Genomic DNA, 18,864 nt, shown 5'->3' on the forward strand with positions numbered 1-18,864 from the left:
TCTCAGCCCGGCCGTTCAGCCGAGCAGGGCGCGACACACCGTGGGCAGTGCGGCCGCCACGTCGCGCGCCCGGATCGGTCCGCCTCCGCTCGCGTGCGCGGCGGCGGCACCATGCAGCCACGACCCCACCGAACCGGCGTCGAACGCGTCCAGCCCGGCCGCCAGCAGCGAGCCGCACAGCCCGGCGAGCACGTCGCCCGCCCCGGCCGTCGCCAGCCACGGCGGGCCCACGGTCGTGGCCCGCACCCGCCCGTCGGGCGCGGCCACCAGCGTGTGCCGCCCCTTGAGCAGCACGACCGCACCGGTCTCCTCGGCAGCCCGTCGCGCGAACCCGAGCTGGTCGGTCTCGACCTCCTCGCGCTCGACGCCGAGCAGGCGGGCGAGCTCGCCGGCGTGCGGGGTGAGCAGCCGTTCCCCCGACCCGGCGGCGTCGAGGTGCTGCAGGGCGTCGGCGTCCAGCACCAGCGGTACGCCGTCCGCCGCGGCCTCGCGCACGGCCTCCGCGGCGTCGTCTCCCCCGCCGGACCCGACGACCCACGCCTGCACCTGGCCCACGCCGACGACGACCTCGGGGTGGGCCGCCCGGACCTCGTCGGCCGCGGCGCCGACGTAGCGCACCATGCCGGCGAAGCCCGTGCCGGCGCCGGCGACGCAGAGCACGGCGGCGCCGGGGTACTGCTCGGAGCCGGCGCGGACGCCGACGAGGCCGCGGGTGTACTTGTGCGCCGCCGGCTCGGGCACGGGTAGCAGCGCGGCCACGTCGTCGGCCTGCAGCGCGGTGACGTCCGCGCGGGGCAGGTCGAGTCCGAGGTCGACGACGTGCACCGTGCCGGCGGCGCGCGCGGCCGGGTCGACCAGGTGCGCGACCTTGTGCGTCCCGAACGTGACGGTCGCCAGCGCCTCGACGTGCGGCCCGTCGAGCCGGCCGGTGTCGACGTCGACGCCGCTCGGCACGTCGACGGCCACGACCGGTACGTCGGCGTCGGCGAGCGCGGCCACGAGCGCCGCGGCGTCCGGGCGCAGGCCGCCGCGGCCTCCGATGCCGACGATCCCGTCGACAGCGAGGTCCGGCCGGGTCGCCAGCGCGGCCACGTCGTCCTCGACCACGCGACCTCCGGCCGCCCGCAGCGCGGCGAGGCCGGCGGGGTGCGTCTTGTCCGGGCTGAGCAGCCGGGCCGAGACCGCGGCGCCCCGCCGCGCGAGGCGAGCGCCGGCCCACAGCGCGTCGCCGCCGTTGTCGCCCGAGCCGACCAGCAGGAGCACCCGGGCGCCGTACACGCGGCCGAGGAGGTCAGCGACGGCCGTCGACAGGCCGGTGGCGGCCTGCTGCATCAGCGCGCCCTCGGGCAGCCGGGCCATCAGGGCGGCCTCGGCCGCTCGCACCTGCTCGACCGTGTGCGCGTCACGCATGGACCTCAGGCTAGAGCGTCCCTACCGTGTCGCCATGGACGTGCGTGCGATGGCCAAGGTCGTCCGCGCGGGGGACATCCGGACCCGCGTGCGGGCGTTGCGCGATGGACAGGCCGCGATCCGGCTCGCGATGACCGCAGCCGCGGTCGACCTCGGCGTGCTCGACACGCTGGAGACCCCGCGGACGGTCGAGGAGCTCGGCGAGCGGCACGGGTTCGTCGACGTCGACCTGGCCCGCGCGTTCGTCGCCACGCTGGAGGCCGGCGGTCTTGTGACACGGTCCGGCGACCGTCTGCGCCTCACCCGACGCGGCACGGTCGTGCGCTCCGACCCGGTGGTGCGCGCGACGTACTCCGCCTTCAGCGACTTCCACACGGGGCTGTACCGCGACCTCGGCGGACAGCTCGGCGGCGGCAGCGCACGCGACGACGTGACCCGGCGCGCACCGGCGATCGCCGACCTGTCGCGGTTCATGCAGCCGCTGGTGGAGTCGCTCCTGCGCGGCGTGGTGGAGTCCCGGCCGACACGCTCGGTGCTCGACGTGGGCTGCGGGGCCGGGATGCTGCTGTCCACGATGCTGCACGCAGCCCCGGACGCGACCGGCACCGGCCTCGAGCTCGACCCCGCGGCGGCCGCCCTGGCCGAGCGGAACCTCACCGACCAAGGTCTGGCACAACGCTCGGAGGTGCTCGTCGGCGAGGCGCGCGAGCGGCTGGCGGGGCGGTCCGGGTTCGACGTCGCGCTCCTGGCGAACGTCGTCTACTACCTGCCCGTCGACGAACGACCCGCGCTCCTTCGGCTGGTCCACGACGTGCTCGCGCCGGGCGGCACCGTCGTCGTGGTGACCACCGTGCTCGAGGACAACGCGTTCAGCCGGCACTTCGACCTGCTCCTGCGGGCGCAGGAGGGCGCGATGCAGCTGCCGGTGGCCGAGGAGCTGGCCGGGCAGCTGCGCGAGGCCGGGTTCGCCGATCCGCAGGTGCGGCGGGTCTCCCCCGGCGAGTCGATGACGGCGTTCGTCGCGTCGGTTCCTGGCGTCGTCTAGTCGCCGTCGTACGCCGCCTGCAGCGCGCCGACGTCGATCTTGCCCATCTTCAGCATCGCCTGGCACACGCGCTGGTTGGCCGCGGTCGAGTAGTCGCCGGACAGCTCCTCGAGCTCGCGCGGGATGACCTGCCACGAGACGCCGTACTTGTCCTTGCACCAGCCGCAGGCGCCGGGCTCACCGCCGTCCGCGGTGAGCGTCGCCCAGTAGTGGTCGACCTCGTCCTGCCCGTCGACCCGGAGGTAGAACGAGAACGCCTCGTCGAGCTGGAGATCCGGCCCCGCGCTGAGACCGATGACCTCGTGTCCCCCGACGGTGAACTCCACGACCTCTGCGACGGGGTTGTCGGGGTCGGTGCGGGCTGTGGTCACTCGCGTCACGGACGAGTCGGGGATGTGCTCGGCGTAGAAGTGCGCCGCCTCGACCGCCTTGTCGTTCCCGAACCACAGATGCGTGCGTACGGATGCCATCTCCACTCCTTCTGTCCCAGGACCCAACGGATGGATGGGTCGCTCGTCAGGACCGACCCGTCGACCGCCGCGAACTCATCGGCTGAACCCTTGTGGACAGGGAGAACGGCGTCCGAAAACTGTCGGTTCTCGATGGTCGAATGAGTCATGGCAGCGCACCCGGCACCCGAGCAGGCGGACTCCCCCGCCGCGGTGCTGGCTGCGGTCCGCGCCTCCCGTGAGGTCGCCGATCGTGAGGAAGCACGGATCCTGGCGCTGGCGGTGGACTGGGCGGCGATGCACTCGATCGACCGGCCAGTTCTCCTGGCCGGACCCGGGACCCCTCAGGTGGACGAGTTCTGCGTCGCGGAGCTCGCAGCGGCCCTGCGGATCTCGACCGACGCCGGCCGGTCGTTGCTCGCCGAGGCGGTCGAGCTCGCGCATCGGCTACCGCAGACGTGGTCACGGGTCCGTGCCGGTGAGCTGCCCGCCTGGCGGGCCCGGCGGGTCGCCCGCGCGACGATCGTCCTGTCCCGGGAGGGGGCGGCGTTCGTGGACCGGCACGTCGCGCCGTTCGCCCACCGGGTCGGGCTCGCCCAGCTGGACCGGCTGGTCGAGGAGGCGCTGGTCCGGTTCGAGCCCGACCTCGCCGACGCCCGCCGCCGCGCCGCGGCCGACGGTCGGCACGTCACGGTGCACACCGACCAGGTCGGCTACGACGGCACCGTGCACGTCGAGGGCGACCTCGACCTCGCCGACGGGCTCGACCTCGACGCCGCCCTGACCGACGGCGCGGCTCGGCTGGCCGACCTGGGCTGCACGGACTCGCTCGACGTCCGCCGCGCGCACGCGCTCGGCGAGCTCGCCCGCGGTACCGACCCGACGCTGGAGTTGCCGGTCCCCGGTCGCGAGGTCGTGCTGCATGTGCACGTCACCCCCGACGCCCTCAACGGGCAGGGCGGCACTCACCTCGCGCGGGTGGACAACACCCGTTCCTTCGTCGACGCCGACCAGGTCCGCACCTGGTGCGGCACCCCCGGCACCACCATCACCGTCCGGCCAGTGCTCGACCTCGACGAGCACATCAGTAGCACCGCCTACGAGACCCCCGACCGGCTCGCCGAACAGGCCACCCACGTCGACGGCACCTGCGTGTTCCCGTGGTGCACCCGCCCCGCCCGCGGCCACCATGGCACCGACTGCGACCACGTCGTACCGCATGCCGAGGGCGGACCCACCTGCTCGTGCAACATCGCGAGGCTCTGCCGCCGGCACCACCGGCTCAAGACCCACACCGCCTGGCGCTACACGGTGCTCGAGCGCGGCAGCTACCTGTGGACCAGCCCGCACGGACTGGGATTCCTCCGGGACCGCACCGGCACCATCGACGTGACGCCTCCCGATCGACCGTCAGGCAGACACGCCGGCCATCTCCTCGTCGTCTCCGACCCCTGATCACCGCGCCCCTTCCTGCGTGTGTCCCTGTTGCACGGACGGAGCCGATGGTCACCGTGCGAGGCATGTCGTACGCAAGTGACCTGACCGATGACCAGTGGGACCTGATGGAGCCGGTGTTCAACGCGCCGGGCAAGCGTGGCCGCAAGCACGCCGATGACCTGCGCACCGTGGTGGACGCGATGTTGTACATCGCCCAGACCGGTTGCCAGTGGCGCTACCTCCCGGAGTCGTTCGGACCATGGACTCGGGTCTGGTCACAGTTGCGTCGCTGCTCCAACGGCGGATTCACCTTCCACGACCGAGGTGGTCCCTACGGCCGCACCAAGGGCGCCAAGCGTGTCGTCGCAGTCGACGTGACCGGCCTCCCGGTGGGCGCGCTGGTCGTGCCCGCATCGACCCACGAGAACCGGGCCAGCGAGTTGATGTTGAAGCACCTGACCCGGCAGGGCGTCACTGACCGGCTCGAGCTCGTCTTGGTGGATCGTGGGGTCACCGCGGCCGCCGCTCGCGCACTGGGCCGAGACCACGACCTCGAGGTCCGCCGAGTCGGGTGGGACGACAAGCAGCCGGTGTTCCGGCCCATCCGGCACGCCTGGCGGGTCGAGGTGGCCCACGGCCGCCTTGGACGCTCCCGCCGCCTGGCGAAGTCGTTCGAGAACACCACCACGTCGGCGACCGGCTGGCTCCAGGTCGCGTGCATCGCCACCACGCTGCGCCACCTGTCCCGGGGACCAGTCCGCCGGCCAGCCGCGCTGGCAGCATGACTCACCGCCCTGAGGAACCGCGCGGAACGCGGCAGATCCGGTAACCAGCGGCCCAGGCGATCTGCCGCAGTGCCGACCGTCAGCGTTCGTGGCTGCGACGAGCTCCGGGCGCTCTTCAAGCCGGATGTCGGGGCCCGACGCCTCCCTGGCAGGATCCTCTCCCGTGACTGAGACAGAGGACTGGAAGCGTGACCGCGTGGGCTCCGCGCTGCGCGGCGAGAACCCCACAGTGCTGGCTCGGCTCGACGCCGGCTTCGCGGTGATCGGCGACGTGCAGTTCCTGCCGGGCTACTGCGTGTTCATCAGCGACGACCCGGGAGCGGACCGGCTCACCGACCTTCCCCGGGAGCGGCGCCTCGCGTTCCTGGCCGGCGCGGAACGGCTCGCCGAGGCGGTCGAGAACGTCTGCGGGCGGCGCGCCGCGGATTTCCGGCGCATCAACCTGGAGATCCAGGGCAACCATGACGCGTTCCTGCACGCCCACGTCTGGCCGCGCTACTCCTGGGAGGGCGAGTTCGCGGACGGGCCGGTCGGGCAGTACGACGCCGACCGTTGGTCCGACCCGGCCACCGCTTTGGGGGTGGAGCACGACAGCCTCCGGGAGGAACTTGTCACGGAGCTGCTCCGCCTCGTTTGATCCATGTCATCGGCAGTTCCCGAAGTTGAGCGAGTGAGCCGAGGATTGCCCGCCGTCCCGTCCCTGTGACATCCGCTCATCGGCAGAGTCCGAGCTTCACTATCTGCGGCATGAGCGGACGCTGGGCCGCCATCCGACCTTCGGCCTGAGCGGTTGTTTCGACCACGGAGCCAGCGGCCTCCGATGCGACACTGTGCGGGTGTCGCAGAGGTTCGACCGGGAGCCGATTCACGAAGAGTTGGAGCGCGTCCGACTCGATCTCCACCAACTTATCGAGCAGGCGACGGCCGTGGGGCTACGCCGCGCCACCGACGGGACCCGATGGACGAACGGCCAGATGTTGTGGCACATGGTCTTCGGCTACCTCATCGTTCGGCGGTTGCTGCCCGGCGTTCGCCTGTTCGGGAGGCTCCCCGATGCGTACAGCCGCCGGTTCGCGGCGGCGCTGAACGCCGGTACGCGTCCCTTCCACGTGATCAACTACCTCGGCGGTTGCGGCGGCGCTCTCGTGTTCAGGGGTGCCCGTCTGACCCGGCTCCTCGACCGAACCGTGAACCAACTTCATCGCCGTCTCGACGCCGAGAGCGACGAATCCCTAGGGAGGCAGATGCACTTTCCGGTCCGGTGGGACCCTTTCTTCGCGGACCGCATGACCGTGGCCGACGTGTACCACTACGGCACCCAGCACTACGACTTCCATCGGACCCAGCTCACCCTCGAGCCGAGCAACCGGTGACGGGCTACGGCAAGCGATTGCCAAGCCAGCGCAGTGGCCGCCCGAACACCGGGTGACGGTGCCAGTTGCGGTCGATCACGCCCCTCCGGAGACGGCGGAACCGATCGCGCAGGCTAACCAGAACCCCGGTCCTGTCGCGGTCCTCGATCTCCCATGCTTCCTTGGCCGCCCAGCGGGCACACGGGCGGCACATCGCCACCTCTGGATGGTTGCCAAGATGGATCATCCGGTCCGGGTCGTCGATCGACCCACAGCACCAGCACTGCCCCGGCGGTGGGTCGGGGTGGCCAGATTCCATGGCGAGCGGCGTATCCATGGTCAGATACTCGCCGCCCGGGCTGCCTGCTCCTTGAGAGCCTTTCGAAGGTCTCGCAACGCGGGCACGTTCCGTGGACCTTCTGGTGTCGGGTAGACCCGACAAGCCAGAGAGCCACCTGTCGTCCCGCCCTCGAACAGATCAACGCCGTCCACAAGGAAAGCCGGAGAGCCAGCGAAGCGGCGCGCTCTCGCGGTCTCCTCGCTGTCGATGGTTTCGAACCATGAACTGTGTTTGCGCCATACCGATGTCATCGAGCGCCCTCAGTCGCTGGGGTCACCCGACACGCTCTCCGCACCGTCCGGCCAGGAGGCGATGCAGACCCGGTTGCCGGCGCGGTCGGAGAGGACCCACCACGCCGGCGCCTCGGAGTCCTCAACCACGCGGCCGCCGGCTGCGAGGGCAGCCTCGAGGCGTCGAACGGCGTGCTCGCGAGCCACCGACACGTCGACGTGCATCGCGTGCCGCAACGGTTTCGCCGGGTCGAGGTCCTGCATCCAGACCGTGGACCCGTGCCCGAGCGGGTCGATGCCGTTGTCGTCGGCCAAGGTGTCGTAGCCCAGGACGGCCCGCCAGAAGGCGACGTCCAGGTCGCCGGGCCTGGCGGCCACCGCCAGCTGGACCTCCTGCACGGCACCACGGTCGGCGACGGCCCCGCGGCGACGAGCGACCTCGGAGATTGCCTGCGCCATCTCGACGTGGTGCGGCTCCAGGAACCCGATGCCGCGTGTCAGCCGCACGGTCAGACGGCGATCGGCAAGCGTCAGCAGGGCACCTGAACCGTCCAGCCCGGGTACTGCGGAGATCTCAGCCGCCAGGGCACTCGCCTCGGCGAGCGAGCCCACGTCGTACGCCGCCGTGGCCCCACCGTGCAGCACCACCCAGTCCTCGACCCCGCCTGCCGCGAGGAAGTCCCGCCACGCCTGCCTGCTCATGACGCCACCACACCACAGAACCCGGCGCGGCACGTCGCGGTGGGGCCGCCGGCGGGTCGACGCGCGTCGACTTTGCCGAGAAATGTCGAAGTCCGAGGGCTCCGACCGTCACCGTGGTGTCAGACCGCGACCGAGAGGAAGTGCTGTGCCCGAGTACGTCGTCATGTTCCCTGCCGACAACGAGGCGGAGTGGGAGGCCGGCACCGAGGCCGACCACCAGGCCACGTTCGACATCGACCACGAGTTCGCGAAGCTGCTGGCGGCACGCGGCGGCGCCGTGACGGGTGGCGCCGGCCTCGCGCACAGCAGCAAGGCCCGGACGATCACGCGCGGACCGACGTCGCAGGCGATGGTCACGGACGGTCCCTTCGCGGAGAGCGTCGAGCAGCTGTCCGGCTTCTTCATCGTCACCTGCGACGACTACGACGCGCTCCTGGAGGCCGCCGCGGTGCTCGTCAACGCGCACCCCGTCGTGGAGATCCGCCCCGTCGACGAGTCCTGACGGCTACGACTCCAGCACCACCACGGCCGAGGCGATCCCGGCGTCGTGGGAGAGCGACACGTGGATGCTGCGCGCCCCGACCTCGTCGAACCGTGCCCGCACCGAGCCCCGGATCTCCAGCAGCGGGCGGCCGGTCGACTCGTTGACGATCTCGGCGTCGAGCCAGGCCATGCCGGTCGGCGCGCCGAGCGCCTTGGCCAGCGCCTCCTTGGCCGCGAAGCGCGCCGCGAGCGAGGCCGGCGAGCGCTCCCGCTCGGTCGGCGTGAACAGCCGCTCGCGCAGCGCCGGGGTGCGCTCGAGCGACTCGGCGAAGCGGTCGATGTCGACCACGTCGATGCCGACGCCGATGATCACCGGACCGCCCCGCGGCTCACTCGACGGTGACGGACTTGGCGAGGTTGCGCGGCTGGTCGACGTCGTGGCCCTTGACCGTCGCGAGCTCGCAGGCGAACAGCTGCAGCGGCACCGTCGCGACCATCGGCTGCAGCAACGTCGGCACCTTGGGCAGCTTGATCAGCACGTCGGCGTACGGCGCCACCACGTCGTCGTCCTCCTCGGCGAGCACGATCGTGCGGGCGCCGCGCGCGCGGACCTCCTGGATGCCGCTGACCATCTTGTCGTGCAGGAAGTCGCGGCCCCGGGGCGGCACGACGCAGATCACCGGGAGCTGGTCCTCGACGAGCGCGATCGGGCCGTGCTTGAGCTCGCCGGCGGCGAAGCCCTCGGCGTGGATGTAGGCGAGCTCCTTGAGCTTCAGCGCGCCCTCGAGCGCGACGGGGAAGCCGGCGTGCCGGCCCAGGAAGAGCACCGACCCGGCCTCGGAGAGCTCCGCGGCCAGCTCGTTGACGACCGACGCCTCGTCGAGCATGCGCTGCACGTGCGCGGGCATCTTCTCGAGCTCGTGGACCACCGAGGCGATCTCGTCGCCGTAACGGGTGCCGCGCACCTGCGCGAGGTACAGCGCGAGCAGGTAGCACGCGACGAGCTGGGTCATGAAGCCCTTGGTCGACGCGACGCCGATCTCGGGGCCGGCGTGGGTGTAGATCACCGCGTCGCTCTCGCGCGGGATCGTCGACCCGTTCGTGTTGCAGATCGCGAGCACCTTGGAGCGCTGCTCGCGCGCGTGCCGGATCGCCATCAGGGTGTCGGCGGTCTCGCCGGACTGGCTGATCGCGACGACCAGGGTGTCGCGGGTGAGGATCGGGTCGCGGTACCGGAACTCGTGGGCGAGCTCCACCTCGCACGGGATGCGGGTCCAGTGCTCGATGGCGTACTTCGCCACCAGACCGGCGTAGAACGCCGTGCCGCACGCGACGATGATGATCTTGTCGACGTCGCGGAGCTCGTCCTCGCTGATCCGGATCTCGTCGAGCTGGAGTCGCCCCGCCTCGTCGTGGCGGCCGAGCATCGAGTCGGCGATCGCCCGCGGCTGCTCGTGGATCTCCTTGCGCATGAACCAGTCGTAGCCGTCCTTCTCGGCAGCCGAGAGGTCCCAGTCGACGTGGTACGGCGTGGCCTGCGCCTCGTTGCCGTCGAAGTCGGTGACGCCCACGCCCTCGCGGGTGATCGTGACGACCTGGTCCTGGCCGAGCTCGAGCGCCTCGCGGGTGTGCTCGATGAACGCGGCCACGTCGGAGGCGAGGAAGTTTTCGCCCTCACCGACGCCCACGACCAGCGGCGAGTTGCGGCGGGCCGCGACCACGCGGTCCGGGTCCTGGGCGTCGACCGCGACGAGGGTGAACGCCCCCTCCAGCCGGCGGCACACGGACTGCATCGCGGTGGTCAGGTCGTCACCGCCGGCCACGGCCGCCTCGAGCAGGTGGGCCGCGATCTCGGTGTCGGTCTCGGAGCGCAGCTCGTGGCCGGCCGCCTCGAGCTCGGCGCGCAGGGCGGCGAAGTTCTCGATGATGCCGTTGTGCACCAGCGCGACCCGGCCGTCCTGGCCGAGGTGCGGGTGGGCGTTCTGGTCGTTGGGGGCGCCGTGGGTGGCCCAGCGGGTGTGCCCGATGCCGGTGGTGGCCTCGGGCAGGGGCGTGTCGGCCAGTGCCTTGTCGAGGTTCGCGATCTTGCCGGCGCGTTTCTCAGAGGCGATCGTGCCGTCGACGACGAGGGCCACGCCGGCGGAGTCGTAGCCGCGGTACTCCAGCCTGCGCAGGCCCTCCACGACGACGCTCTCGGCCTGCTTGGGTCCGACGTACCCGACGATTCCGCACATGGGCGCGATTCTACGGGGGCCGTGGCCGGCCGGGACCCCGGGCGGTGGCCGTGGCGGGAGGCGGCAGAATGCCGGACATGTCTTCCGGACCGGGGCCCGAGGGCGGGCGCGAGTCCGGCCCGTACGTCGAGGTCGACCGCGCGACGTGGGCCGAGCTCGGCAAGGCGCGCGAGACCTGGGGCAGTCCGCTCACGGCCGACGAGATCGACCGGGTCCGCGGGCTCGGCGACGAGCTCGACCTCGACGAGGTGCAGCAGGTCTACCTGCCGCTGTCCCGGCTGCTCAGCCTGTACGTCGAGAGCGCGGGCACGCTGCACCGGGCGCAGGAGGAGTTCCTCGGCCGCGAGCAGCCGCCGCGCACGCCGTTCGTCATCGGCCTCGCCGGATCGGTCGCGGTCGGCAAGTCGACCACCGCCCGCGTGCTGCAGCAGATGCTCGCGCACTGGCCGGAGCACCCCTCGGTCGCGCTGGTCACCACCGACGGCTTCCTCTACCCCAACGCCGAGCTCGAGCGCCGCGGCTTGCTCGGCCGCAAGGGCTTCCCCGAGTCCTACGACCGCAAGGCGCTGCTCCGGTTCGTGATGGACATCAAGTCCGGCAAGGACGAGGTGGAGGCGCCGACGTACTCCCACCTCGTCTACGACGTCCTCCCCGACGAGAAGGTCGTGGTCAAGCGCCCGGACATCGTCATCATCGAGGGCCTCAACGTGCTCCAGCCCGCGCGGGTGCGCGAGGACGGCCGCACCGGCCTGGCGCTGAGCGACTTCTTCGACTTCTCGGTGTACGTCGACGCCGCCACCGACGACATCCGGCGCTGGTACGTCGAGCGGTTCCTGCGGCTGCGGGAGACGGCCTTCCGCAACCCGGCGTCCTACTTCGCGAAGTACGGCGGTCTGTCCACCGACGAGGCGGTCGCCGAGGCGCACCGCATCTGGGACACCATCAACGGGCCCAACCTCAAGCAGAACGTCCAGCCCACCCGCAGCCGCGCGACGCTCGTGCTGCGCAAGGCGGCTGACCACTCCGTGCGGTTCGTGCGCCTCCGCAAGCTCTGACCGGAAACCGGTCGCGCGCCGGGGCGGCGCCTTGTTGGATGGCGCCATGGAGATCCGAGCCCTCGACCCGTCCGACGACGCCGCCGTCCGGCGCTTCCACGAGATCCTGTGGCGCGCCGAGAAGGAGGACGGCCGCCCGTGGAACCCGATGTGGACCCACGACGAGTTCGCGGCCATGGTGCGCAAGCCGTCCAAGGAGCGGCGCATGGTCTCCGTCGCGGCGCACGACGGCGACGAGATGGTCGGGGCCGGCTTCATGATGCTGTCGGACCTCGACAACCTCGACACCGCATGGACGTTCATCGCGGTCGAGCCGGAGCGGCGCGGTCGCAGCATCGGGGCTTTCGTGCTGGACGGCATCATCGCGGCGGCCGGACCCGAGGGCCGCACCCAGCTGCTCGGCGGCGCGGGCGTCCCGTTCGAGGAGCGCGACTCGTCGCCGATCGTCGCCTGGGCCGTCGCCCACGGCTTCACGGTCGCCAACACCGAGATCCAGCGCAACCTGGAGCTGCCGGTCGCCGAGGAGCTGCTCGACGAGATCGACCGCGAGGTGCGCGAGAAGTCCGAGGGCTACGAGGTCCGCACCTACGTCGGCCCCCTCCCCGACGAGCTGCTCCAGTCCTACGCCGACCTCGGCAACCTCTTCATGCTGGAGGCGCCGATGGGCGACATCGACGTGGAGGCCGGGCGGTCGACACCGGAGTCCCTCCGCGAGCAGGACGAGGTGATCGAGGCGATGGGACGCACGCGGTACTCCGCCCTCGCCCTCAAGGACGGCGTCGTCGTCGCGCACAGCGACCTCGGCACCGCCGCGGGCGACGACGAGGCGCACCAGTGGGGCACGCTCGTGCACCCCGACCACCGCGGGCACCGGCTCGGCGCCGCGGTCAAGGTCGCCAACCTCCGCAGCTTCCAGCGCGAGCAGCCCTCCTCCAAGCGCATCGTCACCACCAACGCCGAGGTCAACGCCTGGATGGTGGCGATCAACGACCGGCTGGGGTTCGCGCCCGTGGCGGTCGTGCCGACGTTCAAGCGCCGGCTGTAGCAGACTGCCCGCGTGCTGCACCTCCAGCTGCGCGTGCCGGACGGCCGCCTCGACCGCGTCGTCGCCCTGCTCACCGGCGACGACACGGTCACCAACGTCGCGGTCTTCCCCGACGGCTACCGCAAGCCGCCGGGCGCGCTGGTGCTGGCCGACGTCGCCCGCGAAGGCGCCAACCCGGTGGTCGCGGCGCTGCGCGCGCTGGACCTGCACCACGACGGCTCGATCATGCTGTCCGAGCCCGGCACGCTCTTCTCCGACGCCACGGCGGCGGCCGAGGAGGCCGCCCCGGGCGAGCCCGACGACGGGATCGTCTGGGACATCGTCGAGAACCGCGTCCGCAAGGACTCCCGCCTCACCTGGTCCTACCTGTCGTTCCTCGTGCTGGCCACCTTGATCGCCGGGGCGGGACGGCTGCTCGACCAGCCGATCCTGATCGTCGGCGCGATGGTCGTCGGCCCGGAGTTCTCCCCCGTCGCGGCGATCTGCCTGGCGCTGGCGCGCCCCCGCCTCGCGCTCCTGCCCGCCGCGGTGCGCACGCTCGTCCTCGGGTTCGCGATCGCGATCGCGATCGCCACGCCCCTCTGGTGGATCGGCTACGTCAGCGGCCTGGTGAGCGCCCAGGACGCCGCCACGGGCGAGCTCACGGAGTTCATCATCAAGCCCGACGCGTGGTCGTTCGTCATCGCGCTGCTCGCCGGGATCGCCGGCGTGCTGTCGCTCACCGCGTCCAAGTCGGGTCCGCTCGTCGGCGTCTTCATCTCGGTCACCACCGTCCCGGCGGTCGGCACGATCGCGCTCTGCCTGGGCACCGGGGTGTGGTCCGAGGTCGGCGGGGCGGCCGTCCAGCTCGGCGTCAACGTCCTCGGCATGCTCGTCGCCGGCACCGCCACGCTGTGGGTGCAGCGGGCGGTGTGGTCGCGGGTCCACCGTGGCGCCCGCGCGGGCGCGTTCTGAGCCGCCTAGGCTGTCCGTCGTGGCTCGGGTCGAGATCCTGCACTGGAACGACGTGCACGCCCGCTTCGGGGCGCTGGCGCGGCTGAGCGCGCGGGCGCGGCAGGTCCGTGACGCGGCGCCGCACCCGGTGCTGCTCCTCGACGGCGGCGACGTCGAGGACACCTCGGTCCGGCTCTCCGCGATGACGTACGGCGTGGCCGGCTGGCGGCTGCTCAAGGCCGCCGGCGTCGACGCGGCCGTCGTCGGCAACGGCGGGCTGCTGCGCTACGGGCCGGCCGTGCTGCCCCGCTACGCCGCCGCGCTCGGGTCGCCGCCGCTGGTGTGCGACGTCGAGACGGACGACGGCCGGGTGCTCGAGGGCACGGCGCGCGGCCGGCTGCTCGACGCCGGCGACGTGCGGGTCGGGGTCGTCGGCGTCACGGACTACTACTTCCAGTACGACACCCTCGGCCTGCGCGAGCGCGGGCGGGTGACCGCCGTACGCGAGGAGGCGCTGCGGCTGCGCGCCGAGGGCGCCGACGTCGTCGTCCTGCTCAGCCACACCGGCGTGCACGCCGACCGGGCGATCAGCTGGGCGCTGCGCGGCACGATCGACCTGATCGTCGGCGGGCACACCCACCACCTGCTGCTCGACGGGGACCGCGACGAGGGCGTGCCGATCGCCCAGGCGGGCTGCTTCGGCGAGCACCTCGGCCGGGTCGTGCTCGAGGTCGACCGGACCGCCGAGCGGCCCGTCCAGGTCGTCGACATGACCGTCGAGCCGGTCGCGGAGGACGCCCCGGCCGACCCCGCCGTCCTGGCCGAGACCGAGCGCGCTGAGGCCGACCTCGAGGCGTGGCTCGACGAGCCGCTCGGGCACCTCGACGAGGAGGCGCCGCACGACGGTGACGGGCGCAGCCACGCGGCGGAGGTAGTGCTGACCGCGCTGCTCGACCGGTTCCCCGCCGAGGTCGGCGTCCTCATCGCGGCGCACTGCACCGACGGGCTGCCGGGCGGCGCCGTCCGGCGACGGGACGTCTGGGCGACGACGAGCTCGCCGGGCAACCCCGCGACGGGCACCCTGACCGGGGCCGAGCTGCGCGCGATGCTGCGGCGCGGCTGGAGCGAGGAGTACGCCGCGCACGCGCCGCGCACCTTCCGCTTCCGGCCGTTCGGCCGGCTGCAGACGGTCGGGGTGGACGAGCGCGACGGGGAGCTCCTCGTCGGCGGTGAGCCGCTCGACGACGACCGCCGCTACTCCGTGACCGGCTCGGACCTCGAGCTCGCGCCGTACGGCGGTCTCGTGGCCGCCCACCCGGAGGACGTGCGCTACGACAGCAGCGTGATCCTGCCGGAGGCGCTGGAGGCGTGGTTCAGCCGAGCTTCCGGTGCAGGCTCACGTGCCGCTCGACGGCCCGGAAGCCCAGCATCTCGTTGATCCCGATCATGGCGTCGTTGACCTCGGCGTTCATGGTGTAGACCCGGTCGCGCTCCGGCGCCTCCGCGAGCACCCAGCGCAGGTTGACCACCTTGGTGGCCATCCCGAGCCGGTGGCCCCGGTGCTCGGGCGCGACGAGCGTGCCCCACTGGAAGACCGCGCCCGGGTCGTTGTGCGGCACCACGAGCTCGGTGTACGCCACCGGTGTCCCGTCGCCGTCGAGAGCGACCGTCGTGTACTTCACCCGTCCGGCCGCCTCCATCACCGCCTCGTCGGCGCGAATCCGCTCGGCGTCGAGCACCTCCCGCTCGAGCGCCACCTCCCCCGACGGCGCCTCGACCATGAGCGAGCCGACCAGCTCGCCGAACGCGTCGACGAGGTCGTCGGGCACGCGCCCCTGGAACTGCCGCAGCTCGTAGTCCCGGTGGTACGGCGCCGCGTCCGCACCGAGCCGGTCGAGCAGGCCGTCCTCGAGCGGGAGCGGCAGCACCCGCACGATGTCGCACATGTCGAACGACCAGCCACGTGCGTAGGCGAAGTCGGTGTCGGCGTGACCGCGGCCGTCCTCCGGGGCGTCGTACGGGACGTGCGCCTCGGCGACGAGCTGGTGCCGACCCGCGCGCTCCGACTCCGCGACCAGGTGGTCCAGCATGGTCGAGCCGTAGCCCCTGCCGCGGTGCTGCGGCGGTACCCACAGCCGCACGATCGACAGGTCCTTGTTGTCCTTCAGCGGCAGCACGAGCATGCCGGCCGCGACGACCGCACCGTCCACGGTTCCGACGCACGGTTGGAACGACTCGCCCGTGCACGGCTTGGTGAGGTCGGCCCGCATCTCGACGAGCTGCCACGGCGCCGCGTGCGGACGCTCGAACGTGTCGGCGGCGAGGTAGGCGGCGTGGAACGACGCGAGGGCGGCGTCGTCGTGCGGGTCCAGCGGGGTGATCTCCACGGCGGAAGCGTAGGTGCCACCGGCCGCGGACGCCTCCGGTTATCGGGCGCCGGCGGCCTCTTGTCGCACGGGCACCGCGGGCCTAGGGTCGGTCCACCATCATCGGGGGAGTCACCATGCGCGCTCGGGTCCGCATCCTGCTCGTCTCTGCCCTGGTCGTCCTGACGACCGGGCTCGTCGGGGGCCTCGGCGTCCCCGCCACCGCGGGGCCGAGGAAGCCCGCACCGGCCCCGCCGCCGACCGGCACGTCCGAGGTCAGCGTCGCCGACCTGGCCGTGCCCGAGCCCGCCGACGGCTCGTCCCTCGCCGTCCGGGTCCCGGTGGTCCTGGACCGGCCGGCCTCCGGTGACGTCCGGCTCCGCTGGGACCTCGTGGCCGACAGCGCCGGGCCCGCCGACCTCACGCTCGGCTCCGGTACGGCGACCGTCCGGGCCGGCCAGCAGGTGACGGACGTGCCGACGACGGTGCGCGGGGACGCAGCCACGGAGGCCGAGGAGTCCGCGACCCTGCGGGTCACCCTGGTGTCCGGGCCTGCGACCGTCGTGGACGACACCGGACGCGTCACGGTCCGCGACGCGGTCCCGGGCCTCTCCTTCGGCAGCCTGCAGCTGACCGAGCCCGACACGGGGTCGGCGCCGGTCACCGTCCCTGCCGTGCACGTGCCGAACGCCTCGCAGCGGCTCTCGTTCCGCTGGAGCTGGGGACGCGGCAACCGCACCGACGACGAGAGCGGCGCCGACGTGACGCCGACGTCGCCGACGATCGTGTCGATCAACCGCGGAGCGCCGGGCGTCCTGGTCCCGGTCAGCGTCGTCGGCGACACCCGCCAGGAGTTCGACGAGCGCTGGGACGTCGAGATCCTCGACGTCGAGTCCTGGGTCACCCTCGCCGACCCGCGCGGTGAGATCTACCTGCCCAACGACGACGCGAGCAGCTGGGACACGACCTGGCAGCCGCCCGCCGAGGTGCGCAGCCGGCCCGGCTCGGTGCTCCACGTCGCCGGCACACCGCGCGACTACGTCACGCAGGGGCAGACCCTGACGTTCGACTCCAGCAACGCCGGGTTCACCAAGCTCCCCGTGCCCGGGGACCCCGACACCGACGTCTGGAACTGGGTCACGATCACCGCCCGCGGCGACGTCAGCTACGACGTGTCGCTGTGGACCGACCCCGGCGCGGAACGCATCGAGCCGGGCGTGTGGCGCGACGTGACCCGGTTCCCGTTCTCGTACCGGCGATGGACGTCAACGGCGAGAACCGCGGCTGCAACTGGCTCTACGGCTGGTTCGCCGTCGACCGTGCCGACTACGACGCCGCCGGCAACCTCGCCTACCTCGAGGTCCGGCTCGAGCAGCGCTGCGAGACGCCCGACGCGCCGCCTCTGCACGTGTACCTGCGCTGGGACCGCGACGCCCCCTCGCAGCCTCCGCCGCCGGGCGACCCCGCCGACCTCGCGTGGCACCCGCCGGCGGGCGCCGTACCCGCCACCGGCCCGTACCTCTACTTCGAGACCGAGGCCGACAACGGCCTCGCCCACGGCGAGACCCGGCTGGTCACGCCGCAGACCGCCACACGCTCGTCGCTCACCAGCACCGAGCCGCGCACCTTTCAGATGATGTTCGAGACAGACGAGTACCTCGGCCGCTACGAGCTCACCGCCGTCACCCCCGACGGCACCGACCAGTTCGTGCCGGCGCTCTACGAGGACGTCAGCTCGCCCAACCAGCGCAACCCGCTGGAGGCCGGGGTGGAGCTCAGCGCGTTCTACACCGGCTGCGCCAGCGACGACGCCACCCTGGCCGTCGACCGCGCGGAGTACGACGCCGAGGGCCTGCGCCTGGTCGAGGTCCGGTTCCTGCAGCCGTGCGGCGGGATGCTGTGGGGCGCCGCGCGCTGGGTCCGACCCGAAGGCTAGACCTCCCGCTGCACCTCGACGCAGCGCTCGACCTCGCGGTAGCCGAGCCGCTCGTTGACGGCGTTCATCGCGGCGTTCACGCCCGCGTTGCCGGTCATCAGGATCTGGCACTGCGGGAACGCCGCGCGGATCGCCTGGTGGTTGGCGACCTTCATGGCCAGCCCGAGCGCGTGGCCGCGGTGCTCGGGCAGCACGAGGGTGCCGCTCTGGAAGCCGCGGGTCGGGGCGTGGTCGCTGACCATCGCCTCGGTGAGGCCGGCCATCGTCCCGTCCGGGGCCAGCGCGGCGACCGCGAACACGTGCCGGCCGACCCGGCGGTTCTGGGCCTCGCCGTCGCGGACGCGCTGCTCGTCCCAGACCTCCGCCTCGAGCTCGAGCTCGCCGCTGGGCGCCTCGTCGTTGAACGCCTCGTTGAGCCGGCAGAACTCCGCGAGAAGCTCGGGGGGAACCGCGTCGTCCCAGGCCACGAGCGTGTAGCCGTCGCTGCGCGCGGCCGCCTCGTGGGCCAGCATCTCCCACGTCGGTTCGGTCTCGGCGAGGTCCACGACCTTGATGCCCTCGTCGATCGCCTCGGTGAAGCCGGTCGCGCGCGAGAACGCCAGCGCGGGGCCGTCGGAACCGGACGGGACGTAGGCTTCCGCGATCACGGTACGGCGGCCCTCCGCCTTGGCCGCGCCGAGGGCCGCGTCGACAAGCGCGGTGCCGATGCCCTTGCGCTGGTGGTCGGGGTGCACCTGGAGGTCGATGAAGCACAGGTGCGTGTTGTCCAGCGTCGGGAGGTTGAGGTAGGTGCGACCGACCATGCGGTCACCGTCGAACGCCCCGAGCATGTGATTGCGCCAGCCGGGGCGGCCACCCTCGACGTACGCCGGCCGCGCGCTCTCGAACGGTGCGTAGAAGTCGTAGGGGCGGTAGGCGTCCTCCGCCTGCTTGCCCACGAGCCAGAACTGCCGCAGCTGGTCCTCGTCGGACCGGTCGATCTCCCGGATCTCCACCGGCTCAGGGTAGGAGGGCGACGGGGTGACCGCACCCGAATTCGGCCAAACCGTGACCCGGAAGCCG

Annotated in this window: 20 protein-coding genes; 12 read left to right on the top strand and 8 right to left on the bottom strand. The window is 72.5% G+C overall.

The window, feature by feature from the left end; all coding sequences use genetic code 11:
- Window positions 1–15: 15 nt before the first annotated feature.
- Window positions 16–1,410 carry an NAD(P)H-hydrate dehydratase gene (locus ETU37_RS00820; protein ID WP_129984974.1) on the bottom strand — a complete coding sequence of 465 codons (1,395 nt, stop codon included), beginning with the start codon at window positions 1,408–1,410 and terminating at the stop codon, window positions 16–18.
- Window positions 1,411–1,444: 34 nt separating this feature from the next.
- On the opposite strand from ETU37_RS00820, the gene ETU37_RS00825 reads away from it, so the two are divergent.
- Entirely contained in the window at window positions 1,445–2,455 is a 1,011-nt protein-coding gene (locus ETU37_RS00825; protein WP_129984975.1) for an SAM-dependent methyltransferase, read from the top strand.
- On the opposite strand, the gene ETU37_RS00830 is transcribed toward ETU37_RS00825, so the two are convergent.
- Window positions 2,452–2,925 carry a VOC family protein gene (locus ETU37_RS00830; protein WP_129984976.1) on the bottom strand — a complete coding sequence of 158 codons (474 nt, stop codon included), beginning with the start codon at window positions 2,923–2,925 and terminating at the stop codon, window positions 2,452–2,454. The genes ETU37_RS00825 and ETU37_RS00830 overlap by 4 nt on opposite strands.
- Window positions 2,926–3,072: 147 nt before the next feature.
- Here ETU37_RS00830 and ETU37_RS00835 point away from each other — a divergent pair, with 147 nt between their 5' ends.
- From ETU37_RS00835 to ETU37_RS00850, 4 genes are all read left to right on the top strand, one after another.
- A complete protein-coding gene (locus ETU37_RS00835; RefSeq protein ID WP_129984977.1) occupies window positions 3,073–4,359 on the top strand; it encodes an HNH endonuclease signature motif containing protein in 1,287 nt (428 codons plus the stop codon).
- 65 nt (window positions 4,360–4,424) lie between these two features.
- Window positions 4,425–5,126 (top strand): transposase, encoded by a 702-nt coding sequence (locus ETU37_RS00840; protein ID WP_165372338.1) that lies wholly within the window; start codon window positions 4,425–4,427, stop codon window positions 5,124–5,126.
- A gap of 163 nt (window positions 5,127–5,289) precedes the next feature.
- Entirely contained in the window at window positions 5,290–5,763 is a 474-nt protein-coding gene (locus ETU37_RS00845) for an HIT family protein (protein ID WP_240755459.1), read from the top strand.
- A 199-nt stretch (window positions 5,764–5,962) separates the two neighbouring features.
- The gene (locus ETU37_RS00850; protein WP_240755460.1) at window positions 5,963–6,499 is read left to right on the top strand and encodes a DinB family protein; all 537 of its coding nucleotides are present in this window, start codon (window positions 5,963–5,965) and stop codon (window positions 6,497–6,499) included.
- A 4-nt stretch (window positions 6,500–6,503) separates the two neighbouring features.
- On the opposite strand, the gene ETU37_RS00855 is transcribed toward ETU37_RS00850, so the two are convergent.
- Window positions 6,504–6,815: a hypothetical protein gene (locus tag ETU37_RS00855; RefSeq protein ID WP_129984979.1), complete on the bottom strand. Its 312-nt coding sequence runs from the start codon at window positions 6,813–6,815 to the stop codon at window positions 6,504–6,506.
- A 263-nt stretch (window positions 6,816–7,078) separates the two neighbouring features.
- A complete protein-coding gene (locus ETU37_RS00860) occupies window positions 7,079–7,750 on the bottom strand; it encodes a VOC family protein (protein WP_129984980.1) in 672 nt (223 codons plus the stop codon).
- A 145-nt stretch (window positions 7,751–7,895) separates the two neighbouring features.
- On the opposite strand from ETU37_RS00860, the gene ETU37_RS00865 reads away from it, so the two are divergent.
- A complete protein-coding gene (locus tag ETU37_RS00865) occupies window positions 7,896–8,252 on the top strand; it encodes a YciI family protein (RefSeq protein WP_165372339.1) in 357 nt (118 codons plus the stop codon).
- A gap of 3 nt (window positions 8,253–8,255) precedes the next feature.
- On the opposite strand, the gene ETU37_RS00870 is transcribed toward ETU37_RS00865, so the two are convergent.
- Together ETU37_RS00870 and glmS are read right to left on the bottom strand one after the other, a co-directional pair.
- A complete protein-coding gene (locus ETU37_RS00870) occupies window positions 8,256–8,606 on the bottom strand; it encodes a holo-ACP synthase (protein ID WP_129984982.1) in 351 nt (116 codons plus the stop codon).
- A gap of 16 nt (window positions 8,607–8,622) precedes the next feature.
- The gene (gene glmS, locus ETU37_RS00875) at window positions 8,623–10,467 is read right to left on the bottom strand and encodes a glutamine--fructose-6-phosphate transaminase (isomerizing) (RefSeq protein ID WP_129984983.1); all 1,845 of its coding nucleotides are present in this window, start codon (window positions 10,465–10,467) and stop codon (window positions 8,623–8,625) included.
- A 77-nt stretch (window positions 10,468–10,544) separates the two neighbouring features.
- Between glmS and coaA the strand changes: the two genes are divergently transcribed.
- From coaA to ETU37_RS00895, 4 genes are read left to right on the top strand one after another with little or no spacing between them, the layout of a single operon-like run.
- A complete protein-coding gene (gene coaA / locus ETU37_RS00880; protein ID WP_165372340.1) occupies window positions 10,545–11,522 on the top strand; it encodes a type I pantothenate kinase in 978 nt (325 codons plus the stop codon).
- Window positions 11,482–12,567 carry a GNAT family N-acetyltransferase gene (locus ETU37_RS00885; protein ID WP_338068597.1) on the top strand — a complete coding sequence of 362 codons (1,086 nt, stop codon included), beginning with the start codon at window positions 11,482–11,484 and terminating at the stop codon, window positions 12,565–12,567. Before coaA ends, ETU37_RS00885 begins: the two co-directional genes overlap by 41 nt.
- A gap of 12 nt (window positions 12,568–12,579) precedes the next feature.
- Window positions 12,580–13,521 carry a DUF389 domain-containing protein gene (locus ETU37_RS00890; RefSeq protein ID WP_129984986.1) on the top strand — a complete coding sequence of 314 codons (942 nt, stop codon included), beginning with the start codon at window positions 12,580–12,582 and terminating at the stop codon, window positions 13,519–13,521.
- Between the two features lie 19 nt (window positions 13,522–13,540).
- Entirely contained in the window at window positions 13,541–14,938 is a 1,398-nt protein-coding gene (locus ETU37_RS00895) for a bifunctional metallophosphatase/5'-nucleotidase (protein WP_165372341.1), read from the top strand.
- Here the strand turns inward: ETU37_RS00895 and ETU37_RS00900 are convergent.
- Complete coding sequence (locus ETU37_RS00900; protein WP_129984988.1) at window positions 14,874–15,887, bottom strand: GNAT family N-acetyltransferase; 1,014 nt, start codon at window positions 15,885–15,887, stop codon at window positions 14,874–14,876. The genes ETU37_RS00895 and ETU37_RS00900 overlap by 65 nt on opposite strands.
- Window positions 15,888–16,003: 116 nt before the next feature.
- On the opposite strand from ETU37_RS00900, the gene ETU37_RS00905 reads away from it, so the two are divergent.
- Window positions 16,004–17,503: a hypothetical protein gene (locus ETU37_RS00905; RefSeq protein ID WP_129984989.1), complete on the top strand. Its 1,500-nt coding sequence runs from the start codon at window positions 16,004–16,006 to the stop codon at window positions 17,501–17,503.
- Window positions 17,503–17,802 carry a hypothetical protein gene (locus ETU37_RS00910; RefSeq protein WP_129984990.1) on the top strand — a complete coding sequence of 100 codons (300 nt, stop codon included), beginning with the start codon at window positions 17,503–17,505 and terminating at the stop codon, window positions 17,800–17,802. Before ETU37_RS00905 ends, ETU37_RS00910 begins: the two co-directional genes overlap by 1 nt.
- On the opposite strand, the gene ETU37_RS00915 is transcribed toward ETU37_RS00910, so the two are convergent.
- Window positions 17,799–18,797, bottom strand: a complete 999-nt coding sequence (locus tag ETU37_RS00915) for a GNAT family N-acetyltransferase (protein ID WP_129984991.1) — start codon at window positions 18,795–18,797, stop codon at window positions 17,799–17,801. The genes ETU37_RS00910 and ETU37_RS00915 overlap by 4 nt on opposite strands.
- Between the last annotated feature and the right edge of the window lie 67 nt (window positions 18,798–18,864).

The organism is Nocardioides iriomotensis, from assembly GCF_004168035.1.
GTDB lineage: Bacteria > Actinomycetota > Actinomycetes > Propionibacteriales > Nocardioidaceae > Nocardioides_B > Nocardioides_B iriomotensis.

Coding starts and splice junctions, on each gene's coding strand:
- ETU37_RS00820 (WP_129984974.1), bottom strand. CDS start 1,410: ATGCGTGACGCGCACACGGTCGAGCAGGTGCGAGCGGCCGAGGCCGCC.
- ETU37_RS00825 (WP_129984975.1), top strand. CDS start 1,445: ATGGACGTGCGTGCGATGGCCAAGGTCGTCCGCGCGGGGGACATCCGG.
- ETU37_RS00830 (WP_129984976.1), bottom strand. CDS start 2,925: ATGGCATCCGTACGCACGCATCTGTGGTTCGGGAACGACAAGGCGGTC.
- ETU37_RS00835 (WP_129984977.1), top strand. CDS start 3,073: ATGGCAGCGCACCCGGCACCCGAGCAGGCGGACTCCCCCGCCGCGGTG.
- ETU37_RS00840 (WP_165372338.1), top strand. CDS start 4,425: ATGTCGTACGCAAGTGACCTGACCGATGACCAGTGGGACCTGATGGAG.
- ETU37_RS00855 (WP_129984979.1), bottom strand. CDS start 6,815: ATGGATACGCCGCTCGCCATGGAATCTGGCCACCCCGACCCACCGCCG.
- ETU37_RS00860 (WP_129984980.1), bottom strand. CDS start 7,750: ATGAGCAGGCAGGCGTGGCGGGACTTCCTCGCGGCAGGCGGGGTCGAG.
- glmS (WP_129984983.1), bottom strand. CDS start 10,467: ATGTGCGGAATCGTCGGGTACGTCGGACCCAAGCAGGCCGAGAGCGTC.
- coaA (WP_165372340.1), top strand. CDS start 10,545: ATGTCTTCCGGACCGGGGCCCGAGGGCGGGCGCGAGTCCGGCCCGTAC.
- ETU37_RS00905 (WP_129984989.1), top strand. CDS start 16,004: ATGCGCGCTCGGGTCCGCATCCTGCTCGTCTCTGCCCTGGTCGTCCTG.
- ETU37_RS00910 (WP_129984990.1), top strand. CDS start 17,503: ATGTTCGAGACAGACGAGTACCTCGGCCGCTACGAGCTCACCGCCGTC.